Source organism: Paraburkholderia caballeronis, from assembly GCF_900104845.1.
Classification (GTDB): domain Bacteria; phylum Pseudomonadota; class Gammaproteobacteria; order Burkholderiales; family Burkholderiaceae; genus Paraburkholderia; species Paraburkholderia caballeronis.
Genome location: NZ_FNSR01000002.1, coordinates 2,114,401 through 2,137,354 on the forward strand (window position 1 = coordinate 2,114,401; position 22,954 = coordinate 2,137,354).

General features: G+C 67.0%; 21 protein-coding genes. 13 read left to right on the forward strand and 8 right to left on the reverse strand.

The window, feature by feature from the left end:
- Positions 1-323: 323 nt before the first annotated feature.
- On the forward strand, positions 324-1,016 hold the full coding sequence (gene mobB, locus BLV92_RS25920; protein ID WP_373681840.1) for a molybdopterin-guanine dinucleotide biosynthesis protein B: 693 nt from the start codon (positions 324-326) through the stop codon (positions 1,014-1,016).
- A 43-nt stretch (positions 1,017-1,059) separates the two neighbouring features.
- On the opposite strand, the gene BLV92_RS25925 is transcribed toward mobB, so the two are convergent.
- Positions 1,060-1,524, reverse strand: coding sequence for a ferredoxin reductase domain-containing protein (locus BLV92_RS25925; protein ID WP_309251022.1), 465 nt, complete (start codon positions 1,522-1,524; stop codon positions 1,060-1,062).
- A gap of 641 nt (positions 1,525-2,165) precedes the next feature.
- Entirely contained in the window at positions 2,166-3,413 is a 1,248-nt protein-coding gene (locus BLV92_RS25930; protein WP_090550674.1) for an MFS transporter, read from the reverse strand.
- A 111-nt stretch (positions 3,414-3,524) separates the two neighbouring features.
- Between BLV92_RS25930 and BLV92_RS25935 the strand changes: the two genes are divergently transcribed.
- Positions 3,525-4,406 (forward strand): LysR substrate-binding domain-containing protein, encoded by an 882-nt coding sequence (locus tag BLV92_RS25935; RefSeq protein ID WP_090550675.1) that lies wholly within the window; start codon positions 3,525-3,527, stop codon positions 4,404-4,406.
- 641 nt (positions 4,407-5,047) lie between these two features.
- Positions 5,048-5,446, forward strand: coding sequence for a BON domain-containing protein (locus tag BLV92_RS25940; RefSeq protein WP_090550677.1), 399 nt, complete (start codon positions 5,048-5,050; stop codon positions 5,444-5,446).
- 148 nt (positions 5,447-5,594) lie between these two features.
- Here BLV92_RS25940 and BLV92_RS25945 read toward each other — a convergent pair whose 3' ends face one another.
- Entirely contained in the window at positions 5,595-6,548 is a 954-nt protein-coding gene (locus BLV92_RS25945; protein ID WP_090550679.1) for a LysR family transcriptional regulator, read from the reverse strand.
- A gap of 102 nt (positions 6,549-6,650) precedes the next feature.
- Between BLV92_RS25945 and BLV92_RS25950 the strand changes: the two genes are divergently transcribed.
- The 3 genes from BLV92_RS25950 (at position 6,651) to mmsB (ending at position 10,496) form a co-directional block, all read left to right on the forward strand.
- Positions 6,651-7,964 (forward strand): MFS transporter, encoded by a 1,314-nt coding sequence (locus BLV92_RS25950; protein ID WP_090551470.1) that lies wholly within the window; start codon positions 6,651-6,653, stop codon positions 7,962-7,964.
- Between the two features lie 82 nt (positions 7,965-8,046).
- Positions 8,047-9,573, forward strand: a complete 1,527-nt coding sequence (locus BLV92_RS25955; protein WP_090550680.1) for a CoA-acylating methylmalonate-semialdehyde dehydrogenase — start codon at positions 8,047-8,049, stop codon at positions 9,571-9,573.
- Between the two features lie 35 nt (positions 9,574-9,608).
- On the forward strand, positions 9,609-10,496 hold the full coding sequence (mmsB, locus tag BLV92_RS25960) for a 3-hydroxyisobutyrate dehydrogenase (RefSeq protein WP_090550683.1): 888 nt from the start codon (positions 9,609-9,611) through the stop codon (positions 10,494-10,496).
- A 50-nt stretch (positions 10,497-10,546) separates the two neighbouring features.
- On the opposite strand, the gene BLV92_RS25965 is transcribed toward mmsB, so the two are convergent.
- Positions 10,547-11,599: a phytoene/squalene synthase family protein gene (locus tag BLV92_RS25965; protein ID WP_090550685.1), complete on the reverse strand. Its 1,053-nt coding sequence runs from the start codon at positions 11,597-11,599 to the stop codon at positions 10,547-10,549.
- A gap of 356 nt (positions 11,600-11,955) precedes the next feature.
- On the opposite strand from BLV92_RS25965, the gene BLV92_RS25970 reads away from it, so the two are divergent.
- Together BLV92_RS25970 and BLV92_RS25975 are read left to right on the forward strand one after the other, a co-directional pair.
- Positions 11,956-12,198 carry a hypothetical protein gene (locus tag BLV92_RS25970; RefSeq protein WP_143040732.1) on the forward strand — a complete coding sequence of 81 codons (243 nt, stop codon included), beginning with the start codon at positions 11,956-11,958 and terminating at the stop codon, positions 12,196-12,198.
- Between the two features lie 157 nt (positions 12,199-12,355).
- A complete protein-coding gene (locus BLV92_RS25975; RefSeq protein ID WP_090550689.1) occupies positions 12,356-12,616 on the forward strand; it encodes a DUF1488 family protein in 261 nt (86 codons plus the stop codon).
- Between the two features lie 157 nt (positions 12,617-12,773).
- Here BLV92_RS25975 and BLV92_RS25980 read toward each other — a convergent pair whose 3' ends face one another.
- Complete coding sequence (locus BLV92_RS25980; RefSeq protein ID WP_309147441.1) at positions 12,774-13,682, reverse strand: LysR family transcriptional regulator; 909 nt, start codon at positions 13,680-13,682, stop codon at positions 12,774-12,776.
- A 112-nt stretch (positions 13,683-13,794) separates the two neighbouring features.
- Here BLV92_RS25980 and BLV92_RS25985 point away from each other — a divergent pair, with 112 nt between their 5' ends.
- Positions 13,795-14,463, forward strand: a complete 669-nt coding sequence (locus BLV92_RS25985) for a peroxiredoxin-like family protein (RefSeq protein WP_090550695.1) — start codon at positions 13,795-13,797, stop codon at positions 14,461-14,463.
- A gap of 88 nt (positions 14,464-14,551) precedes the next feature.
- Here BLV92_RS25985 and BLV92_RS25990 read toward each other — a convergent pair whose 3' ends face one another.
- The 3 genes from BLV92_RS25990 to BLV92_RS26000 all read right to left on the reverse strand — a co-directional run bounded on the left by BLV92_RS25990 (position 14,552) and on the right by BLV92_RS26000 (position 16,791).
- A complete protein-coding gene (locus tag BLV92_RS25990) occupies positions 14,552-15,340 on the reverse strand; it encodes an alpha/beta fold hydrolase (RefSeq protein WP_090550699.1) in 789 nt (262 codons plus the stop codon).
- Positions 15,341-15,410: 70 nt separating this feature from the next.
- Positions 15,411-15,752, reverse strand: coding sequence for a zinc ribbon domain-containing protein YjdM (locus BLV92_RS25995; protein ID WP_090550700.1), 342 nt, complete (start codon positions 15,750-15,752; stop codon positions 15,411-15,413).
- A 103-nt stretch (positions 15,753-15,855) separates the two neighbouring features.
- Entirely contained in the window at positions 15,856-16,791 is a 936-nt protein-coding gene (locus BLV92_RS26000) for a LysR family transcriptional regulator (protein WP_090550703.1), read from the reverse strand.
- Positions 16,792-17,097: 306 nt separating this feature from the next.
- Here BLV92_RS26000 and BLV92_RS26005 point away from each other — a divergent pair, with 306 nt between their 5' ends.
- The 4 genes from BLV92_RS26005 to BLV92_RS26020 are packed head-to-tail and all read left to right on the forward strand — an operon-like array spanning position 17,098 to position 22,909.
- Positions 17,098-19,143, forward strand: a complete 2,046-nt coding sequence (locus BLV92_RS26005; RefSeq protein ID WP_090551473.1) for a hydantoinase/oxoprolinase family protein — start codon at positions 17,098-17,100, stop codon at positions 19,141-19,143.
- 3 nt (positions 19,144-19,146) lie between these two features.
- Complete coding sequence (locus BLV92_RS26010; protein ID WP_090550706.1) at positions 19,147-20,904, forward strand: hydantoinase B/oxoprolinase family protein; 1,758 nt, start codon at positions 19,147-19,149, stop codon at positions 20,902-20,904.
- Positions 20,905-20,918: 14 nt separating this feature from the next.
- Positions 20,919-22,097 (forward strand): CaiB/BaiF CoA transferase family protein, encoded by a 1,179-nt coding sequence (locus BLV92_RS26015; protein WP_090550708.1) that lies wholly within the window; start codon positions 20,919-20,921, stop codon positions 22,095-22,097.
- Positions 22,094-22,909, forward strand: a complete 816-nt coding sequence (locus BLV92_RS26020; RefSeq protein ID WP_090550710.1) for an enoyl-CoA hydratase-related protein — start codon at positions 22,094-22,096, stop codon at positions 22,907-22,909. Before BLV92_RS26015 ends, BLV92_RS26020 begins: the two co-directional genes overlap by 4 nt.
- Positions 22,910-22,954 lie beyond the last annotated feature (45 nt).

Consider the following 22,954-nt stretch of genomic DNA (forward strand, 5'->3'; position numbering starts at 1 on the left):
AACGGCGAAGAAATGAATGCCGCGCGGGGAATGCGGTGTTCGATGAGGCTCGAACATTCTTGTCGAGGGGATCGGCATGGACAAGAAACGAATTGAGCTATAGATATCGCGCAGGTTGTTTTTGATTGCGGGCAAGGGGGCTTCGCAAATGAGGTGCGGTATTGACGCGTATCTTTTCGACCCGGTGGGTTTTGTCCGCAATATCGGAAAACGGGAAAACATTGCGGACGATGCGCCGTTGTCGCATCGGAAACTAACGTGCGGCATCTGTTAGCAGCGGGCTGTGGCGTTATCGAGGTTCCCTGGCGGTCGCGGGTAGCGCGATGATCGAAGTTCCCGGTGCACCGATTCTCATAGGCGGCTGCTGGCCGCGCATCGGGGATAATCGTTTTTTCTGCCGGGTGACAGACATGCTTTTGCGTTCAATCGTTTCCGATCGGAACGCAAATGAACTCGCCGGCCAGCCTCAACAACGGAAAGGGAAAATCATGAGCGTTTTGTTCGGCATCGTCGGACGTTCCGGGCAGGGCAAGACGACATTGATCGAGGCGCTGTTACCGCGGTTTCGTGCGCTCGGTCTCAAGGTCAACGTCGTCAAGCACAGCCATCACGTGCTCGAATTCGAACCGCCGCGCAAGGACAGTGCACGGTTTCGTACAGCTGGCGCGGCCGAGGTGTTGATCGCATCGCCGACCGGCTACGCGATCGTGCGCGAACTTCATGGCGAACCGGAACCGACGCTGGCGGAATTGCTCGGACGTCTTGCGCCGGCCGACCTGACACTTGTCGAAGGGTACTCGCGGGCGGACATGCCGCGACTCGAAGTCGTGCGCTCGAACTCCGGCCTTGAGGTGCTGTATCCGGGCGACAGCCGGATCATCGCGATCGCGTCTAACGTGCCGGTCGACACCACTCTACGATGCCTGCCGCTAGACGATCCGGCCAGCATCGTGGCGTTTATCTGCGATTTACTCGGGCTTCAGATCCGTGCCGCGCATCGGGGAGAACTGAGCTGATGATGCAAGCCGGCATGCGAAACGCGTGTCAGCCTGCTTGAAGTCAGCAGGCGACCGTTTCGTTTTGCCCGGCCACGAAGCGTTCGCTCTCGACATGATCGGTGGGCACCCCGGCTTCGGCGGCGACTGCGACGGTCGCCTGAACGAAACGGGGCGGTCCGAAAACAGAGATGTCCGGCCGAGCATTGGAGTGCGCAGGTGCGGCGCGTAGCGCATCGATTGACGTACGTCGGAAGCCGGACCAGTCCCCGTCGGGGTTCGCAACGCAGATTTCCACTTGCAGTCGCGGCAACTGCGCGTTCAGCCGTTTCGGTTTGTCGAGGATAAACAACTGGTGCTTGCATTCGACGCCGAAGAATAGCCGTACGTCGAGACTTTCGCCGGATTCGGCCATCCGGCGCAGCGTCGAAAGAACCGGGCGAGTCCGGTTCCGCAGGCGATAAACCAGCGCGGACCAGGGCTGTGTTGGTGGATACAGACCGCGCCGCGCGAGCCATGAGCCGTCAATATGTTTCCGATACGCGCATCGTTACGCAAAAATGTCGAGAAGCGACCATTCGGTCGCAGCCCGATCAGGAATTAGAGTGCGCCGCCCCAGTTGCCCATGTTCGCAAGCGCATACGCGCGGCGTTCCTGACTGCCGGGAATCTCGATCTCCATGAATCGCCCCGGTTCGAATTCGGCTGCGCCGCCAGAATAAAATTCGCCGGCTAAACCGGCGATTCAGGTCGCATGCGACCATCGCTCTCGTTGCCGATATCGAATGCGATGCTATAAACAAGGCGGGTGCTCGCCATCGAGGAGGACACCCATGTTGTGGAAGCTCCGCTGTCGTTCCGGCAATATCGGACGACGTGTCCCAGTGCGAACGGATAGCCGGATTGATTCCGGAGTTTGGCCGGCCTTCGGGTCGGCCTTTTTGTTTTTCCAATCCAGGGGGCAATGCAACGAAGCAGGCGGGACGCGACGTTCGATCGCTTGAATGCGTGGCGGCGATCTGTATAGTCGTCATGGGCGGCATCGATGACAGATGCCGTCCGAGAGTGGTGGAGTAGCCAGAAACGCCTGCGCCGGGGCCGGAAATACCGGCGCACCTTCCATTTCAGACCGATATTCGGATTGCAGAAGGATTTCGCAATTCCAGGTCCCTCAATGCTCGACGGCCGGCTCCGCTGCCGTATTCGCGCGCCGCGACGGCATGAAGTACCACACGGCGCCGGCCAGTTGCAGCGCAATCAGCGCCAGCCACACGACCTGATGCGCGGCGGCCGGATAGTGGCCGTCGACTGCGGGCCAGTGCGCGAGCGCCGCGCCGACCGCGACCTGCACCGCGAAGATGCCGACGAAGATCACGAGCGTGAACGTCGTATTCACGCGGCCGATCATGCGCGGCGGAAAGTAGCCGGCGAGCACCGCATACGTGAGGATGCCGGTGCCGCCGAGTCCGCCGTATGCGGCCCACAGCAGCGGGGCGGGCAGCGGCGCGCGCATCGCGAGCAGCGTCTGCACGACGACGAACAGCATCATCGTGAACCCCGAGAACAGGTGCACGCTGACGCCGCGTCGCTCGAACACGCGCGCCAGCATGCCGAAGCCGATGTTGCCGACGATGAACGCGCCGCCAAGCACCGACACGAGCGACGCCGCACGCGAGATCGCATCGGGACGGCCCGCGAGCACCACGTCGCGCATGAACGCGCCGACCCACAGCGACTGCATCGCGTAGAACACGGCCTGCGTGAGCGACGAGAACGTCGCGGTCTTCCAGAACGCGCGGCTCCTCAGGATGTGCGCGGTGCCGCGAAACTGGTCGAGCACGCTCGCCTGATGGTGCGTATCGCGTGCGCGCGGCCCGCCGATCCAGATCAGCGCGGCGACGGCGGTGGTCAGCACCGCGATGCCGACGCTTATCGCGCGCCAGCTCGCGACCGACAGCAGCCAGGACAACGGCGCGCCGACCGCGACGCCACCGAGGCCGCCGATCGCCATTACGAGTCCGTTCACGAGCGTGAGCTGCGCGACGGGGAAGTATTGCGCGTTCGCCTTGAACGCGCCGGCGAGGCACACCGACACGCCGATGCCGATCAGCAGCCGGCCCGCCATCATCGCGCCGAGGCTGTGCGCGAAGCCGAACAGCAGCGCGCCGGCCGCCGCGACGAGCATCACGCCCGCTGTCGCGCGGCGCGGGCCGAAGTGGTCGAGCAGCACGCCGCCGGGGATCTGTGCGCCGGCGAAGCCGAGAAAATAAAGGCTCGTCAGCGTGCCGAGATCGGTTGAGGTGAAGCCGAGTTCGCGCGTGAGGAACGGCGCGAAGCCGAGATTCACGCCGCGGAAAAGATAGGAAACGAAGTAGCCGAGCGCGAATACGGCGAACACGCGCAATCTGGTCGATGTCATGAGGCGGTTGGGCCGGAAGCGGGCCGGGTGACGGGTTCACGATTATTGGCGATCGGCGCGGCGGATGCCAGCGAGAGATTTCGCAGCCGATTGTGAGTAGAATTTGACGTCATGTCCCGTTCGCTTCCTCCATTGCAGGCGCTGCGCGCGCTGGAAGCCGCTGCGCGCCATCGCAGTTTTTCCCGCGCCGCCGAAGAATTGCATTTGACGCACAGCGCGATCAGCCATCATCTGCGCGCGCTCGAATCCGAACTGGGCGTCGAGCTGTTCCGGCGCGCGGGCAGCCGGATGATGCCGACCGCCGCCGGCGCGCAACTGGCGGACCGCGTGCGCCGCAGCCTCGACGATCTGCGCAGCGCGCTCGATGCGACGCGGCCCGGCGAAAACGGCGCCGTGCGGCTCGAACTGAGCGTGATGTCCGACTTCGCGTCCGCGTGGCTGATTCCGCGGCTCGGCGACTTCTACGATCGCCACCCGAACGTGGACCTGTCGCTGCGGATGCACGCCGATCCGCTGCCGCCCGATCCGTATCCGTACGACATCGGCATCTGGTACCGGCGAATCGAGGAGCGGGGCTTTCAGATCCGCAAGCTGCTCGACGACTGGGTGGTCGCCGTGTGCAGCCCGGCGCTGCTTGCCCGCCATCCCGGCGCGACGCTCGACGATCTGCCGGCCATGCCGCTGCTGCGCTTCGCGCGCCGCTCGTGGCGGGACTTCTTCGACGCGGCGGGGCTGGCCGGCGACGAGCCGGAGCGCGGGCCGATCTTCGACGACGCGGGGCTGCTGTTGCAGGCGACCGTCGCCGGCCAGGGCGTGGCGACCGCGCGGTTGCAGCTCGCCCGTGATTTCATCGAGCGCGGTGAACTTGTGCAACTGGGACAGGTACGGATTCCCGCGATGCTCGACTACTACTTCACATGGCGCGAAGGCCATCCGCGCGAGGCGGCCATTCTCCAGTTCTATCGGTGGGTGAAGGCGCAACTGGCTGCGTGAGCGCGGGATGAACCGGGTGCGGGCCGTATGCGTATCGGGCCGCCTGAGCCGCTTCCCTTCGCCTGTCCGCAATGCACGCATGATTGGCGGACGTCGTGCGCCCGATGCCGGTTGAATTCAAACTTTTGCGTGTTGCTGGGTGTTTCCCGGTGTTTCCTGGTGTTGCCGGTTGCGTCTGCCGCGGCGTTTGCTGTGCCGTTGAAACGGCTGGTCGATCTGTTCATCCGCACGGTAGAGGAACTGACGCGGCACGCGCGTGCGTACAGTCTGAGCGTTCGGCGCGCGCAATACAGGCACAATGACGAACGCAATCGATCCGGATGTCTTCGGATAAGCCTGGTTATGCAATACGCCATACGCCACCCGTTCGTCGCTCGATGCCGGCTGCGTGCCGTTTCCGATTGGACACGCAACGCTTCTACGGTGCCGCGTCCGGGTCGCCGTCGTTTCAATTGGAGTATGTTTACCCCGGCCCTACGTTTCGGACCGCTGTGTGTCGAATCGCCGGCACGCCGGTCGTTGCCGCGTACGGGTGCATACGTCGAAGTTGCCTCGCAGATGGGATTTCTTATGTAGTTGGCTGGTGCAGGGAAAGGGTCCGCTTCAGGACGATCTAGATCGGTGACAACAGGAGAAACTGCATGAAGGCAATCCAGGTACTCAAGCTGGCGGGCGGCGCAATCCTCGTCGCGGCTTCGCTTCAAGCCAACGCACAGACGACCGACCAGTCGACGGCGGCTCCGGCCGCGGCTGCCTCGCCGACCGACGCGGCGAGGCAGCAACTCCGGCAATCTCGTTCGGAATACCGCGCGAAGCGCGCGGCCAATCGCAGGCTTGAGCGCCAGGTGCGCACTGCGCTGGCCCGCGACGGACGGGTCAGCGTCTCGAACATCACCGTTCGCGCGCGCGATGGCGCCGTGACGTTGCAAGGCTCGGTGCCGGAAGCGCCGCAGCTCGATCGCGCGACCCAGGCGGCGAAGGGCGTCGCCGGCGTGACGTCGGTGCGCAACGCGTTGACGATCCGCCCGGTCGGAAGCTGAGCGTTCGTATCGGCAACGGCCGGTCGCTCAGGCCTGCGCGGGTGTCGGCGCGGCCTGCGCGACCGGCTCGTGACGAAAGCCGCCTGTTATCGACGGGCGGCTTTTTCATATCCGCAACTCTGGTGCAGTTCGGCTGCGACTCGCGATGCTATGCATCGACGTACTGCATCTGCGGAGATTCGCCCATCAGCAGCGCGTGATTCGCGTCGGCGGCCGCGCGCAGATAGTCCCACAGCGACGTGATGCGCCGCAGCTTGCGCAAGTCCTCGCGGCTGCACAGCCAGAAACGCCGCGTGACGACCACTTCGTCCGGCAGGATCCGCACGAGCCGGGGATCGGGCTCGGCCATGAAGCACGGCAGGATCGCGAGGGCGCTGCCTTGCAACGCCGCGTGATACTGCGCGATCACGCTGGTGCTGCACAGGCTCGCGGTCACGTTCGGCGCGGTGCGTTCCAGATAGAGCAGTTCATGGCTGAACGCGAGGTCGGCGACGTAGCTGAGGAATGCGTGATGGCGCAGGTCCGCGCTCGTGCGGATCGGCGGATGCTGCGCCAGATAGTCCGGCGTGCCGTACAGCCTGAGCCGGTAATCGCACAGTTTCGTGTACACGTACTGTCCGCGCTCGGGCCGCTCCAGCATGATCGCGAGGTCCGCTTCGCGCTTCGACAGGCTCACGAAATGCGGAACCGGCAGCAGGTCGATCGACATGTCCGGATGCCGGCCGGTGAACCGCGCGAGTTGCGGCGCGAGAAAAAAGCAGCCAAAACCCTCGGTCGAGCCGACCCGCACGTGGCCTGACAGCGACTGCGCGCCCGCCGCGAACTGCTCGCTCGCGGATTGCACCGTCGTTTCCACCGAGTCCGCGTAGGCGAGCAGCCGCTGTCCCTCGGCGGTCAGCACGAAACCGCCCGAGCGCGACTTGTCGAACAGCACCGTGCCGAGCGAGGTTTCCAGTTCGCGCACGCGGCGCGCGACCGTCGTGTGATCGACGCCGAGCCGCCGCGCGGCGCCGCTCGCGCGCTGCGTGCGCGCGACTTCGAGGAAGTAGCGCAGGTCGTCCCAGTTCAGCGCTTCCTGTCTCCTGATTGTGTTTTTTTGCATATCAGATGGGCTTTTTCGTGTCTAGGCCGTGGATATTCGAGTAACTATACTCGGTTGCAGACCGTCGCCAACGCGGTCGCACACAACAAGGATGGAGACAACATGCAGATGCAGTCCACCCCCGACGGGGCGGCGGTTGCCGTCCCACGCCCGCGGCGCGCGCGGGACTACCTGATCGCCGGCTGGGCCAGCATGGCCGGCACGACGATCGAGTGGTACGACTTTTTCCTTTACGGCACGGCCGCCGCGCTTATTTTCAACAAGGTCTTTTTCCCGACGCTCGACCCGATCCTCGGCACGCTCGCCGCGTTCGCGACGTATGGCGTCGGCTTCGTCGGCCGGCCGATGGGCGGCATCGTGTTCGGCCACTTCGGCGACCGGATCGGCCGCAAGTCGATGCTGCTCGCGACGCTGCTGCTGATGGGCATTCCGAGCGTCGCGATCGGGCTGATTCCGTCGTACCAGAGCATCGGCTACTGGGCGGCCGCGCTGCTCGTCGCGATGCGCTTCATGCAGGGGATGGCGGTCGGCGGCGAATGGGGCGGCGCGGTGCTGATGGCCGTCGAGCACGCGCCGCCGGGTACGAAGGGCTTCTTCGGCAGCCTGCCGCAGACGGGCGTCGGCTTCGGGCTGATCCTGTCGTCGATCGCGATGGCGGCCGTCACGGCGCTCCCCGAGGCGGACCTGCTGTCGTGGGGCTGGCGCGTGCCGTTCCTCGCGAGCATCGTGCTGGTGCTGATCGGCTGGGTGATCCGCGTGCGCGTGCCGGAGTCGCCGGACTTCGAGCGCGTGAAGGAGCGCGGCGAGCCGGTGAAGGCGCCGGTGCTCGAAGTGATGCGCCGCCAGCCGCGCGAACTGCTGCTGATAATCGGCGCGCGCACCGCGGAGAACACGTGGTTCTACCTCGTCGTCGCGTTCGCGCTCGCGTATGCGGCGAACCAGTTGAAGATTCCGAAGGCCGTGATCCTGCACGCGATCACCGCGGGCGCGGTGCTGTCGCTCGCGACGATGCCGTTCTGCGGCTGGCTGAGCGACCGGATCGGCCAGCGGCGTCTGTTTCTGATCGGGCTCGTTTTGATGTGCGCGTTCGTGTCGCCGTTCTTCACCATGCTCGAAACGCTGCATCCGGTTACCGTCTGGTGGGCAATGGTGCTCGGCGTCGGCGTCGTGTTTCCGATCCTGTACGCGCCGGAGTCCCAACTGTTCGCCGCGCAGTTTCCGGCGGAAATCCGCTACAGCGGCATCTCGATGTCCGTGCAGATCGCCGGCGTGCTCGGCGGCGGCGTCGCGCCGATGATCGCGACCGCGCTGCTCGCGGCCGGCGGCGGGCGTCCGCACTACGTCGTCGCGTACATGATCGCGCTCGGCGTGATCGGCTTCGTCTGCACGCTGCTGATGCGCTCGCGCACCGACTGACGCAGACCGTCGAGCGCCATCCGTTTCGTTATCGAATCCGGCCGCCGGCCGGTTCCATTCAATCCGTGAAAGAGAGTCCAACATGAACGCAGTGACCCAGGCATCGAATGCCCACGCCCCGACCGTCAAGCTGCTGATCGGCGGCGAGTTCGTCGAGTCGAAGACCGGGGAGTGGCGCGACATCGTCAATCCGGCCACGCAGGAAGTGCTCGCGCGCGTGCCGTTCGCGACCGCAGAAGAAGTGGACGCGGCGATTCAAAGCGCGCATGCCGCATTCGCGAGCTGGCGCAACACGCCGATCGGCGCGCGGCTGAGGATCATGCTGAAGTACCAGGCGCTGATCCGCGAGCACATGCCGCGCATCGCGAAGACGCTGACCGCCGAGCAGGGCAAGACGCTGCCCGATGCGGAAGGCGACATCTTCCGCGGCCTCGAAGTGGTCGAGCACGCGTGCTCGATCGGTACGCTGCAACAGGGCGGCTTCGCGGAGAACGTCGCGGGCGGCGTCGATACGTACACGCTGCAGCAGCCGATCGGCGTCTGCGCGGGCATCACGCCGTTCAACTTCCCGGCGATGATCCCGCTGTGGATGTTTCCGATGGCGATCGTCTGCGGCAATACTTTCGTATTGAAGCCGTCCGAGCAGGACCCGCTGTCGACGATGCAGCTGGTCGAACTCGCGCTTCAGGCCGGCATTCCGGCGGGCGTGCTGAACGTCGTGCACGGCGGCAAGGAAGTCGTGGACGCGCTGTGCACGCACGAGCATGTGAAGGCGATTTCGTTCGTCGGCTCGACGGCGGTCGGCACGCACGTGTACCGGCTCGGCAGCGAGCACGGCAAGCGCGTGCAGTCGATGATGGGCGCGAAGAACCACGCGGTCGTGCTGCCGGACGCGAACCGCGAGCAGACGGTCAACGCGCTCGTCGGCGCGGGTTTCGGCGCGGCCGGGCAACGCTGCATGGCGACGTCGGTGGTCGTGCTGGTGGGCGCCGCGCAGCAGTGGCTGCCGGAGCTGGTCGAGAAGGCGAGGGCGCTGAAGGTCAACGCCGGGCACGAGCCGGGCACCGACATCGGGCCGGTCGTGTCGCGCGCGGCGAAGCAGCGTATTCTCGGGCTGATCGACTCGGGCGTGAAGCAGGGCGCGACGCTCGCGCTCGACGGCCGCGACGTGAGCGTGAAGGGCTACGAGCAGGGCAACTTCATCGGCCCGACGGTGTTCACCGACGTGACGACCAGCATGGACATCTATCGCAACGAGATCTTCGGGCCGGTGCTCGTCGTGCTGACCGCGGCGACGCTCGACGAAGCGATCGCGATCGTCAACGCGAATCCGTTCGGCAACGGCGTCGGCCTGTTCACGCAGAGCGGCGCGGCGGCGCGTAAATTCCAGAGCGAAATCGACGTCGGCCAGGTCGGCATCAATATTCCGATTCCGGTGCCGGTGCCTTATTTCAGCTTCACCGGCTCGCGCGGCTCGAAGCTCGGCGACCTCGGCCCGTACGGCAAGCAGGTCGTGCAGTTCTACACGCAGACCAAAACGGTGACCGCGCGCTGGTTCGACGACGCGACCGTCAACGACGGCGTGAACACGACGATCAGCCTGCGCTGAGCGGTTCGTCGTCGCTTGATAACGGAGGAGACAACATGAAAATCGGATTCGTCGGACTCGGCAACATGGGTGCGCCGATGGCGCTGAACCTGCTGAAAGCGGGGCATGCGGTAGCGGTATTCGACCTGAACGCGGCGGCCGTGCAGACGCTCGTCGCGGCCGGCGCGCGCGCGGCCGCGTCGCCGAAGGCCGCCGCGAGCGACGCCGAATGCGTGATGACGATGCTGCCCGCGGCCGCGCACGTGCGCACCGTGCTGACGTCGGAGGACGGCGTGCTCGCGGGCATCGCGAGCGGCGTGACGATCGTCGATTCGAGCACGATCGACCCGGCGAGCGTGAAGGAGTTTGCGGCGCTCGCCGCCGCGCGCGGCAATGCGTTCGTCGATGCGCCGGTGTCCGGCGGCACGGGCGGCGCGGCGGCCGGCACGCTGACCTTCATGGTCGGCGGCAGCGCCGCGCAGTACGAGCAGGTGAGGCCGGTGCTGGCCGCGATGGGCAAGAACATCGTTCATTGCGGCGACACCGGCACGGGGCAGGTCGCGAAGATCTGCAACAACCTCGTGCTCGGCGTCACGATGGCGGGCGTCGCGGAAGCGATGGCGCTCGGCGCGGCGCTCGGCATCGACCCGAAGGTGCTCGGCGGCATCATGAACACGTCGACCGGACGCAGTTGGAGTTCGGATACGTACAACCCGTTTCCGGGCGTGATCGAAACCGCGCCTGCGTCGCGCGGTTATACGGGCGGCTTCGGCACCGACCTGATGCTGAAGGACCTCGGCCTCGCGACCGATGCCGCGAAGAGCGTGCGGCAGCCCGCGTTCATGGGCGCGCTCGCGCAGCAGTTGTACCAGGCGATGAGCAGCCGCGGCGACGGCAAGCTCGATTTTTCCGCGGTGATCAAGCTGTATCGCGCGAAGGACTAGCCGCACGATGCGCGGGACGTTCGCTGCGTCCCGCGCGTGCCGGCTGCGACTTATCGCGCGAGCCGGACTTCGATGCGAGCGATCAGGCCGTCGAACCAGACGCGCAGCAGACGGTTCGACGGCGCGCTCAACGTCGAGCGCGCGAGAATGCGGTACACGTCGCCGCGTTTCAGCTTCGACGGTTTTTGCGGGTCGAGCCAGTCGTCGTTATCCGCGAGCAGCAGCAGCGTTTCGAGGCCGATCAGGATCGGCCACAGGCACGCGAGCCGCAGGCGCAGCGACCAGCCGGGAATCGCGAACGTGTAGTCGATCGCGGCGCGGAAGTGGTCGAGCGTGTGCCGCACGAGCGCGAACATCAATGGGCGCGCGCGCCGCGACGCATCGGGCGCGAGCAGGTCTTCCGCGCGCAGGCCGGTTTCGTTCAGCATCGTCTCGGGCAGATAACAGCGGCCGATCCGCAAATCCTTTCCGCAGTCGCGCAGCACGTTGACCATCTGCAACGCCTTGCCGAAGCGCACGCCGTTTTCCATCAGCGTCGCCGGGTCGCCGTTCAGCGCGCCGGGCACGTGCGCGTACGTCATCTTCGTCCAGAACTCGCCGACGCAGCCCGCGACCAGATACGTGTAGCGGTCCAGATCGTCCAGCGTGCGCAGCGCGGCCACGCGGCCCGAGCGTTCGTCCGGGAACGTGCGCAGGTCGAATTCCATCCCTTCGGTCAGCGTGGTGACGATGCCGCGTACCGCCGCCCGATCCGCGTCGTCCAGTTGCGCGAGCACGGCGAGCGCGTCGTCCAGCGATTCGAGCAACACCTTCTCGTCCGACTGCGTCTGCTGGTTCGCGACTTCGACCGCGATCCGGCGGATCGATGCGTCGTCGGTCGTCGTGCCGTTCACGCTCGCGCGCAGCGACAGCAGCAGTTCGAGCCGCTGTTCCGGCGGGATCAGCGACGTGTCGGCGATCGTGTCGGCCGCGCGCGCGAGCAGATACGCGACGCCGACCGGATCGCGCATGCCGGCCGGCAGCACGCTCAGCGTGAGATAGAACGAGCGGGAAACGCCTTTCAACAACGGGCCGAGCAGGAAAGCCCGGGAACGATTTTGCATGACGGGGTTGAGCGCCGCATCCGGCGGGTCTGACGAGAGCCCGCATTGTAGCGTCGTTCCGGGGCGGGTCTGCCGCTGGTTATTTCGCTGGTTCTTTCTTATCGGCAATCCAGGATGCGATGTTTTCGTATCGGCACGCATTGTCATCATGGCGGGGGCGATTTTTGATGCCGTTTTTGCGCGCCGGTCCGTAGAATCCGTTCGGGTTCAACAACAAACGACGCACGCGGACGATGCCCGTGGCGCGCCGGCTCACGATGCCTACGCTTTCCCTGCTTCACGCCGCTCAGCCGAAACCCGCCCCCGTGCGCGTGGCCGGCCGTGCCGCGCAGCCCCGCCCGGCGCGGATCGTCACGATGACCGTCCGGGTCGGCACCGGCGACGCCGCCGCCGCGCGGCGCGCGCTTCAACAATTGCCCGATGCGGCTTCCCATCTCTGCGTCGTCGTGGACCTCGACAGGAAACGCGACGTCGCGTGCCTGTACGTCGAACTGGACGCAAGCGAAACCGATGCGGCGATGGTGCTGCTGATGCGCTCGCTGCGGAGCGCGGAGTTCGGGCCGATTCGCCGCGCGGCTCGCCGGCCCGCGCGCTCATAGGAAACTTCGCGGCAGCACGTTTCCATCCGGCAACGCGGAACGGCCCGACAGCGGCACGACGCCGGGTCCGGGCCTTGCTGCGACGAAGCGAACGGACAGTGCCGCAATGCATCGCTCACGCGGACTGCCGTCTACGACTTCAGTCACGGAGGGAACAATGGCGATCGAATTCACGAACCGGCGTCACGTCGTCGCTGCCGCGCGCGTTGCGTTCGAAGCGCATGTCGAAGGCCGGCCGGTGTGGTGCAGCGTGTCGCTCGACGCGCTGAACGATAGTTTCGGCAACACCGGCACGTCGGCGCGCGACCTGATCCAGTCGTTCGAAGCGAATCGCCCGAAGATCGAGGCCGCCGCGCGCGACGCGCTCGAAAAGAATGGCGGGCAGTCGGTCGAACTGGAAACGCGCGATCTGGATTGAGTCCGGTGGCCGCGCGCTCCTGGCGGTGAGCGGACGGCGTGGTTTGCCCGGATAACGCCCGGCGTTAGGGCGTGTTTCGCTCAGGCACACGAGCGGCGCTGCGATCGTGGCGGTTAACCGTCGCCCGTTGCCGCCGTTGTCGTCACTGCCGGCGCGCTCATCCGGCCGCCATGGTGCCGAGCGACGCATCGGCGACGAAGTTCGCGAACGCGCGCGCCTTCGCGCCGATCCGCCGTCCACCCGGAAATACCGCCCACAGGTCCAGCGTCGGCAGATGCCAGTCCGCCAGCACCTCGACGACCCGGCCGCTCGCCAGTTCGTCGCGGAACATCCATTCGGTGGTCACGCATAACGCGATGTCCGCGAACACCGCTTCGCGCATCCCTTCGGCCGCCGTGGTGCGCAGCGCGTCGTCGAGCGTTGCGGTTTCTGTTTCGTCGGTGTTTCCGTTGCGAAATGTCCAGACCGAGCCGCCACCGGTTTGCAGATAGGTCGCGGCCGGGTAACGGGCAAGATCGGCTGGCCTCCGAGGCTCGCCGTGCCGCGCGAAAAACGCGGGCGTGCCGACCACGATGCGCCGCGCGGCGCCGACCCGTTGCGCGGTCGCCGTCGAATCCGCAAGCGTTCCGATCCGCAACGCCACGTCGATGCTTTCCTCGATCAGGTCGACGCGGCGGTCGTCGAGAATCGCGTCGATCGCGAGCGCCGGATGTTGCGCGATGAACGCCGGCAGCCGCGGCATCAGATGCAGCCGCGCGAACGTGACCGGCGCCGCGAAGCGCAGCCGCCCGGTCAGCCCCGCCGCGGCGCCGGTGGCCGCGAGGTCGGCTTCGTGCGCCGCGTCGAGCGCGCGCTGCGCGTGCTCGTAATAACGCCGGCCGGCCTCGGTTGGCGACAGGCCGCGCGTCGACCGCAGCAGCAGCTTCACGCCGATGCGCGTTTCCAGTTGCGCGATCGTCTTCGATATCGCCGGCTGGCCGACGCCCAGTTGCCGCGCGGCCGCCGAGAACGAGCCGGTGTCGATCACCTTGACCAGCACTTCCATTGCCGCGAATCGGTCCATCATCATTCCTCCGTGGAATGGATGTTATCGCCTGCGCGCGACTTCTGCACCTCATGGGAATTAATTAATCTGCGTGGACTGTCATCAACGCGGATTCGATCCGGAGGAAACAGCCATGTCGCTGCAAGACAAACTCGATGCGTTTCGTGCAAATTTCGAAGCCGGCGGGCCGCCGTACCATGCGCCGCCGCATATCCACGAGCCGATGCACCGCGCGACCGCCGAACTGATCGCGTCAGGCGCGGCCCAGCACGCGCCGAAGGTCGGCGCGCAAGCGCCCGCGTTCGTGCTCGACGATCCGGACGGCCGTCCGGTGTCGTCGGCAACCCTGCTCGCGCAGGGGCCGCTGGTCGTCACGTTCTATCGCGGCGTCTGGTGCCCGTACTGCAACATGGACTTGCAGGCGCTCGAAGCGGCGAGACCCCAGATCGAGGCGCGCGGCGCGCAACTCGTCGCGGTGTCGCCGCAGACCGCGCCGAACAGCCGCCGCTCGCAGCGCGAAAATGCGCTCGGGTTTACGATCCTGTCCGATTCGCACAATGACGTCGCGGCTGCGTTCGGGCTGCGCTTCGAACTGCCGGATTACCTGGCGGATCTGTACAAAAACACCTTCGGGAACGACCTCGCGATCGTCAACGGCGACGCGAGCTGGACGCTGCCGATGCCGGCTCGTTTCGTGATCGCTCAGGACGGCACGATCGCGTATGCGGAGGTCAACCCGGACTACACGCGCCGGCCGGACCCGGAAGAACTGCTGCCGGTGCTGGACCGCCTGAAGGGCTGAACGTTTGAACGACGCGCCGCGCTGCGCTGACCCGCAGCGCGGTTATCTGAACCGTGCCGATCATGCGCAAAGCGTTCCGAAGTTTCCGTTACGCGTCACCGCGTTTGCGGGAGGGCGCGCAAGCCGCGAGTCGTTCGAGCAGCGCGACCAGCAGGTCCGGATCGAGCACCATCGCGTCGTGTCCGGTATCGAGCGTCTCCCAGTGCCAGCCGGGTTTCTGCCGCACGCGTTCCCGCACCGGCGCAAGCGTGTCGTAAGACGGGTTCGCGCAGTGCACGTACGTGCAAGGCAGTCCGTTGCCGATCGGAAAACGCAGTGCCAGCGGCGTCCGGTAGGTCGCGAGCGGATGCGGCGTCAGCCGCCGCCGCACCCACGGCGCAAGCGGATGGTCGTCCGGAATGCCGGTGCCGCCGAGTCCGTCCGGCACCGGCATCGCGAGCGTCTGCCCGCTCGCGGCGACGGCCGCGAGCCGTTCTTCCGCGACCGCGCGCGGCAGCACGTCCATGGCCGCCTCGCCGTTCTCGACCAGCAGGCTGTCGAGGAACACCAGCGCGCGCAGCGCGTCGGGTTTCCGGTCGGCAACGCCCGACGCGATCAGTCCGCCGTAGCTATGGCCGACCAGCACCACGTCGTCCAGTTCTTCCGCTTCGATCAGGTTTTCGATGTCCGCGACCGGCACGTCCAGCGACGTGACCGCGTTCAGCAGATGCCGCCGTTCGCCCTGGCCGGTCAGCGTCGGCGCGAACACGCGATGCCCGCGCGCGACGAGCCGTTCCGATACGAAACGCCAGCACCATCCGCCGTGCCACGCGCCATGTATCAGCACGAACGTGGCGGGGGACGGTCGGGTGTCGGGTGTCGTCGGCTGCGCGGTCATGGCGTCTCCTTCATCGCGGTCGGTATGAAGCGTGACTATAGCCACATCGACGCGCAGGCGTGCAGCGCGTTCACACCTTCTTCAGATACGCGGCCTTCAGCATGAAGCTGCCCGCGTCGGTCTTGCAGTCCACTTCGTGGTCGCCGCCGACGATGCGGATGCCCTTGATCTTCGTGCCGACCTTCAGCGTGATCGACGAGCCCTTCACCTTCAGGTCCTTCACCAGCACGACGGTGTCGCCGTCCGCGAGCGCGTTGCCGTTCGCGTCCTTCACGACGGCCGTTGCGTCGTCCTCGTCGGCCGCCGTCGCGACGGTCGACCACTCGTGGCCGCAATCGGCGCAGACGTAGTGATCGCCGTCTGGATACGTGTTTTCCAGCGCGCATTGAGGGCAGGGCGGAATGTTCGACATGATGCGTTCCCTTGCAGGATTGAAGAAGCGCGCAAGTATAGCCGCTCGGCGTGCGTCGCCGTCCGCGGCTGGCCCTCGCTGCACCGCCGCGACGTGACGAACGTCAGCGCGCGGCGCTGCGCTCGACGCACAGATCGATGAAGCGCTGCACCGGCTGCGTGAGTGTCGCGCCGCGCCTCGTCGCGAGTCCGTACGCCGGCCCGCGCCGCTCGATCGGAATCGACAGGATCCCTATCAACCCGCATTCCGCGAAATACTGCGCGACCTTCAGCGGAAAGAGGCCGACCGTTCCGTTGCCGGAGCGCAGCAGCGACAGCGTTGCGAACGTGGACGACGTCTCGATCGAATAACGCGGAAACGGCAACCCCTCGTCGTCGAACAACTGCTCCAGCAGCGAGCGCAGCGGCAGCGTCGCCTGCGGCACGATCCACGGATGGCCGGCGATGTCCGCGAGCGTCAGGTTCGGCCGATGCGCGAGCGGGTCTGCGCCGTCCACGATGTAGCACATCTCCTCGACTTCGAGCGGAATGAAGTCGTAAGCCTCCGGGTGCACGCTGATGCTCGGCCGCCCGATCACGATGTCGAGCAGCCGCTGGTCGAGCATCGACAGCAGCCGCGCGCTGTTGTCCTCCCACACCTCGACCGAGATGTCCGGCTGCACTTCGCGCAGCGTTTTCAGCGTCGGCGTGAGCCACACCGGCACCGAACCCATCACCGCGCCGACCGCGAGCGTGCCGCCGCCGCCGCGCATGATCGCCGCGAGTTCGTCGCGCAGCGCGCTGACCTCGGAGCGCAGCGCGCGCGCATGACGGATCACGCAGCGGCCGAGTTCGTTCGCGACGATCCCGCGCGGCGAGCGCGCAAACAGATCCGCGCCGAACATCGCCTCGATTTCGCGCAGCGACTTTGTCGTCGCGGGCTGCGAAAGGGATACCTGCTGTGCGGCCTTGCGCAGCGAGCCGTGGTCGTCCAGCGCGATCAACAGCGCGATGTGGCTGCCGCGCAGTCTCCTCAGGATCGCATCGATACTGGTTATCACCGATATAACTCCACTGTCTCACGTGATCGGAAGGTTTCATTATCAGCGCGGCTGCCGTGCCTTCTACACTGGCCTTGCCGGTTTGCGCCGCGCCGCCCGCGCGTGTGTGCGCCGCGGCGGTCCGGCGTCGATCATAGCCGAACCGTCTCGCGCACGACGCATCGAAGGCGACGCTTCGGACCGCGCACGAAGATGCTGCAACGCAGCGCGATGAAACGATATCGCGATGCGAAGCGGCGCGACTCATGCGGCGCAGGGCCGGCGATTTCCGTATCGACGCCAGTGAATGGCATGGAGAGAGGCAACGTGAAAAGAATAGGTATCGACGTCGGCGGCACGTTCACCGACGTAGTGATGGTGGACGACGACACGGGCCGCATCTGGTCAACGAAGGTGCCGACGACGCCGAAGGACCGGGTGATCGGCACGATCGAAGGTTTCCGCCGCATCCTCGAACTGTCGGGCACGGCCAGCGCGGACGTGTCCTTCCTCGGCCACGGCACGACGATGGCGACGAACATGGTCGTCGAAGGCACCGGCGCGAAAACCGCGCTGGTGACGACGCGCGGCTTCCGCGACATCCTCGAACTGCGCCGCGTGTCGCGGCACGATCGCGCGGATCTGTACGACCTGCTGTTCGACAATCCGCGTCCGCTCGTGGAGCGCCGCTGGCGGCTCGAAGTGACCGAGCGCCTGCGCTACGACGGCCGGATCGAAACGCCGCTCGATCACGACGAACTGGTCGAGATCGCCGAACGCATCCGCGCGTCGGACGTCGAGGCGGTCGCCGTGTGCCTGCTGCATGCGCACGTGAATCCGGAGCACGAGCGCGCGGCCGTCGAAACGCTGCGCCGTCTGCTGCCGGACCGCTTCATCTGCGCATCGCACGAAGTGAACCCCGAAGCGATGGAGTACGAGCGCGCCAGTTCGACCGTCATCAACGCGATGCTCGGCCCGGTATGCGGCCGCTACATCGGCCGCCTGATCGACGCGCTCGCGCAGCTCGGCTTCGCGGGCAAGTTCCTGTTCATGCAGTCGAACGGCGGTCTCGCGAGCCCCGCGATGGTCGCGGACCGGCCGATCGTGCTGCTCGAATCCGGCCCGGCCGGCGGCGTCAGCGCGGCGATCCGCAACTGCGAGAAGGGCGACCTGCGCAACGCGATTCTCGGCGACATGGGCGGCACCACGTTCGACGTGTCGCTGATCCGCGACTTCCGTCCGGAGATCCGCAACAAGAGCCTGCTGCACACGTACGCGGTGCGCTCGCCGAGCATCGACATCGATTCGGTCGGCGCGGGCGGCGGCTCGATCGTGTGGATCGACGCGGGCGGCGGCGTGCGCATCGGGCCGGAAAGCGCGGGCGCCGATCCCGGCCCCGCGTGTTACGGACGCGGCGGCACGCGTCCGACCGTCACCGACTGCAACCTCGTGCTCGGCTACATCGACCCGGACAACTTCCTCGGCGGCGAATTCAGGCTCGACGCGAAAGCAGCATGGCGGGTGGTGGACGACGTGCTCGCGAAGCCGCTCGGCATGAGCGTGCCGGAGGCCGCCCAGGTCGTGCGCTCGGTCGCTAACGCGCTAATGGCGCAGGCGATCCGCATCATGACCGTCGAGCGCGGCTACGATCCGCGCGAGTTCTCGTACATCTGCTACGGCGGCGCGGGGCCGGTGCACGCGGTCGATCTCGCGGAACAGATGGGCATCCGCCGCGTCGTGATTCCGCCGCTGCCGGGCCTCTTCAGCGCGTTCGGGATGACCGTCGCGGATCAGCAGTACGACTATCAAAGCCCGGTCGAAACGGACCTCGCGCAACTGGACGACGCGCGCCTCGCCGGCGACCTCGACGCGCTGCTCGCGCAGGGCAGCGACGAACTGCGCCGGCACGGCGTCGATCCGGACAGCGTGCGCGTCGTGCGGCTCGCGGACTGCCGTTATGCGGGGCAGCCGGACGTCATCACGGTCGCGGTGCAGGACGGCAACGCCGGGCTGTGCGATGCGCTGGCGCGCGAATTCGAGGCCGCGCACCAGCGGCTGTGGAATTTCGTCAGCAAGGACAAGCCGATCGTCGTCGCGAACGTGCGGCTGCAACTGATTACAGCGACCGGCTGGCGCGGCGGCGTCGCGCCGCCGGACGGCCTCGGCGACCCGAAGGCGGTCCGCACCCGCGACGTGTATTTCGACGGCGGCGTGCGCACGCTGCCGGTGTTCGCGCGCCACGAGATTCCGGTCGGCGCGCGCATCGAGGGGCCGGCGGTGATCGAGGAGCACAGCAGTTGCGCGGTGCTGAAGGCGTCGCATACCGCGCGCGTGGACCCGGACCTCAACCTTGTGATCGAACTGGCAGCCTGACCCATGGATATCGTCACTTACGAAATCATTCGCAGCAGTCTCTTCGCCGTCGCGCGCGAGATGAAGATCGCCATGATGCGCACCGCGGGCAGTCCGCTGATGCACGCGAGCGGCGACTCGTCGGCCGCGATCTTCGACGCCGACATGCAACTCGTCGCGCAGGGCAACGACATTCCGACGATGCTCGGCTCGGCGGTGATCTCGACGCGCGTGTCGGTCGAGACGATCGGCCGCGAGAATCTGCGCCCCGGCGACGTGATCGTCAGCAACGACGCGTACGTCGGCGGCGGCAACCATCAGCCGGACGTGCAGTTCACGCGGCCGGTGTTCGTCGATGACCGGATCGTCGCGTTCGTGATGACGCGCGGCCACTGGACCGACATCGGCGGCCAGACGCCGGGCAGCTACACCGTCACGACGTGGGACGTGTTCGCGGAAGGCATCCGCATTCCGCCGGTGCTGCTGTACCGCAACGACGAGCCGGTGCGCGACATGCTGGAGATCCTCACGCGCAACAGCCGCAACGCGCACGAACTGCGGCTCGACATCCAGGCGCAGTACGCGGGCACCTATGTGGGCGACCGCCGCATCGCGGACCTCGTCGGCAAGTACGGCGCGGATGCGCTGCGCGACGTGATGAGCCAGAGCCTCGATCATTCGGAGAAGCTGATCCGCGCGGAGATCGCAAGGATTCCCGATGGCGTGTACGAGGCCGAGGAATATCTCGATCCGATCGAGGCGCAGGGCTGGAAACAGGAGCGTCCGCTGCTGAAAGTGAAGGTGACGGTCGCGGGCGACGAGATCACGTTCGACTACACCGGCACCGGCGCGCAGGTGCGCGGCGGCATCAACTGCCCGCTGTCGGTCACCTGCAACAGCACGTGGTTCACCGTGAAGGCGCTGACCGATCTCAGCATTCCGATCAACCAGGGCTGCTACCGGCCCGTGAAGATCATCGCGCCGCAGGGCAGCGTGCTGAACTGCGAATATCCGGCGTCGGTCGTGTCGGGCAACACCGAGACGTCGCCGCGCGTGATCGACCTGCTGCTGAAGGCGCTTTCGCGCGCCGTGCCGGAGCGGATCGTCGGGCAGAGCAACTGCGCGTCGTGCGCGGGCATCTTCAGCGGCCGCGATACCGACGAAACGCGCGTGCGGCAGACCGGCCAGCCGTTCGTCACGATGCACGACGTACACGCGGGCGGCATGGGCGCGCGGGCCGACAAGGACGGCGTGAGCGGCATCCGCGTGTACGTCGGCAACGCGGGCAGCCAGTCGGTCGAGATGATCGAGCGCACATCGCCGCTGATGGTCGAGGAATGGTCGCTCGTCACCGACAGCGGCGGCGCGGGCCGCCGGCGCGGCGGCCTCACGTCGCGGCGCGTGTATCGCGTCGACTACGACGAGGCGACCTTCACGGTGTCCGGCGAGCGCGGCCGCACCGCCCCCGAAGGCCACTTCGGCGGGATGGCCGGCACGCCGTTCTTCAGCACCGTGAAGCACGCGGACGGCAGCGAGCATCGGGTGCCGGCGAAGGGCGGGCAGACCGTCGTCCATCGCGGCGACCGCGTGGTCGTGCAGCCGGCGGGCAGCGGCGGTTATGGCGATCCGCTCGAACGCGAGCGCGAGCGCGTGCTGGCCGATATCGCGGACGGTTATGTCAGCGAGGAAGCGGCGCGGCGGCTGTATCGCGTGGATGCGCGCGCCGGCGAGACGGCCGAAGCGGGCGCGGATGCAGCGTCGTTCGCGGTGACCGCCGAATGAGCGGAGACGAACGCATGACGACCTCATCCACCGCGAAGTCCGACGCGAAGCCGCTGCCGCTCGACGGCGTGTGCGTGGTCGAGATCGGCCACAGCCTCGCCGCGCCGTATGCGGGCATGATTCTCGGCGCGCTCGGCGCGGACGTGATCAAGATCGAGAGCGTGGACGGCGGCGACTATGCGCGCGACTGGGGGCCGCCGTTCGTCGACGGCGCGGCCGCGCTGTTCCATGCGGTGAATCACGGCAAGTCGAGTGTCGCGCTGTCGCTGTCGAATCCCGGCGACGCCGACGCGTTGCGCGACTTCATCGTGCGCCGCGCGGACGTCGTGCTGCAGAACCTGAAGGCGGGCGGCACCGACAAATACGGTCTCGGCGCGGAGCAGCTGCGCGCGCTGAAGCCGTCGCTCGTGTACTGCAACCTCGGCGCGTTCGGTGACAACGGGCCATGGCGCGACAAGCCCGGTTACGACCCGCTCGTGCAGGCGCTCGCGGGGCTGATGAGCTTCATGGGCGGGCCGGGCGAGCCGCTTGCGCGGATTCCGGTGTCGGTGAACGACATGGGCACCGGGCTGTGGGCCGCGATCGGCGTGCTGGCCGCGCTGTTCCGCCGCCAGGCGAGCGGCGACGGCGAGGTCGTGTCGGTGTCGCTGTACGAGACCGCGCTCAGTTGGGGCGGCATGCAGATCGCGGACTACCTGGCCTCCGGCGTGCTGCCGGGACGCTGGGGCTCGGGCACCGCCGCGATCGTCCCGCATCAGGCGTTCGAATGCGCGGACGGCACGATCATGGTCGCGGCCGGCAACGACCGGCTGTTCCGCCGGCTGTGCGACGTGCTCGACGTGCCGGCGCTCGCGGACGATCCGCGCTTCGCGACGAACGGCGCGCGCGTCGGCCATCGCGACGAACTGATCGACCGGCTGCACGACGCGTTCCGGCGCGGCAACTGCGCGTCGTGGCTCGCGGCGCTCGACGCGGCCGGCATTCCGTGCGGGCCGATCCAGACGATCGACCAGGTCGTCGAACACGAGCAGACGAAGGCGCTCGACATCCTGCGCGCGACCGACGACGGCGCGGCGACGGTGGTCGGCCTGCCGGTGTCGTTCGGCGGCGCGCGGCCGTCGAAGATCGGGCGCACGCCGAAGCTCGGAGAACACAATCATCTGCTGGCGAACGCGCCTCTGGAGACACCTTGAAAATTGCCTCGCACCTCGGCCCCGCGCCGATCGAAACCCTGCAACTCGAAGAGATAGACGGCCAGATCCTCGTGATCCAGCTGAACCGTCCGCAAGTGTCGAACGCGATCAGCACGCCGATGGGCCACGAACTGATCCGCGTGTTCGGCGCGCTCGAAGCGGACCCGTCGCTGTACCGCTGCGCGATCCTGACCGGCGCGGGCGAGCGCGCGTTCTGCGGCGGCGCGGACCTGAAGCAGCGCGACGGGATGACCGACGAGCAGTTCGGCACGCAGCACTACCTGTTCGAGCGGATGAACCGCGCGCTCACGAACTGTCCGCTGCCGCTGATCGGCGCGGCGAACGGCTCGGCGGTCGCGGGCGGCCTCGAACTGCTGCTCGCGTGCGACTTCGCGTATGCGTCGAAGCACGCGGTGTTCGGCTTCACCGAAGTGAAGCGTGGGATCATGCCGGGCGGCGGCGGCACCCAGCAGTTGCCGCGCACGATCGGCGCGCGGCGCGCGAAGGAATTGATTTTTCGCGGCGCGCGCTTCACGGCCGAAGAGGCGCTCGCGTGGGGCGTCGTGAACCGGCTCTGCGAGCCGAACCGCGTGCTCGCCGACGCGATCGAGGCCGCGCGCGACATCTGCACGAGCGCGCCGCTGTCGGTCTCGCAGGCGAAGAAGGCGATCGATCTCGGCATGCAGGCGGACCTGCGCACCGGCCTCTTTGTCGAGATCGAGGCGTACAACCGGCTGATCCCGACCGAGGATCGTCTGGAGGGCATCAGCGCATACAACGAGAAACGGCAGCCCGTGTTCAAGGGGCGCTAGTTTTCCGATCCGAGACGCCGGCCGGCGCACGCACGCATTGCACAC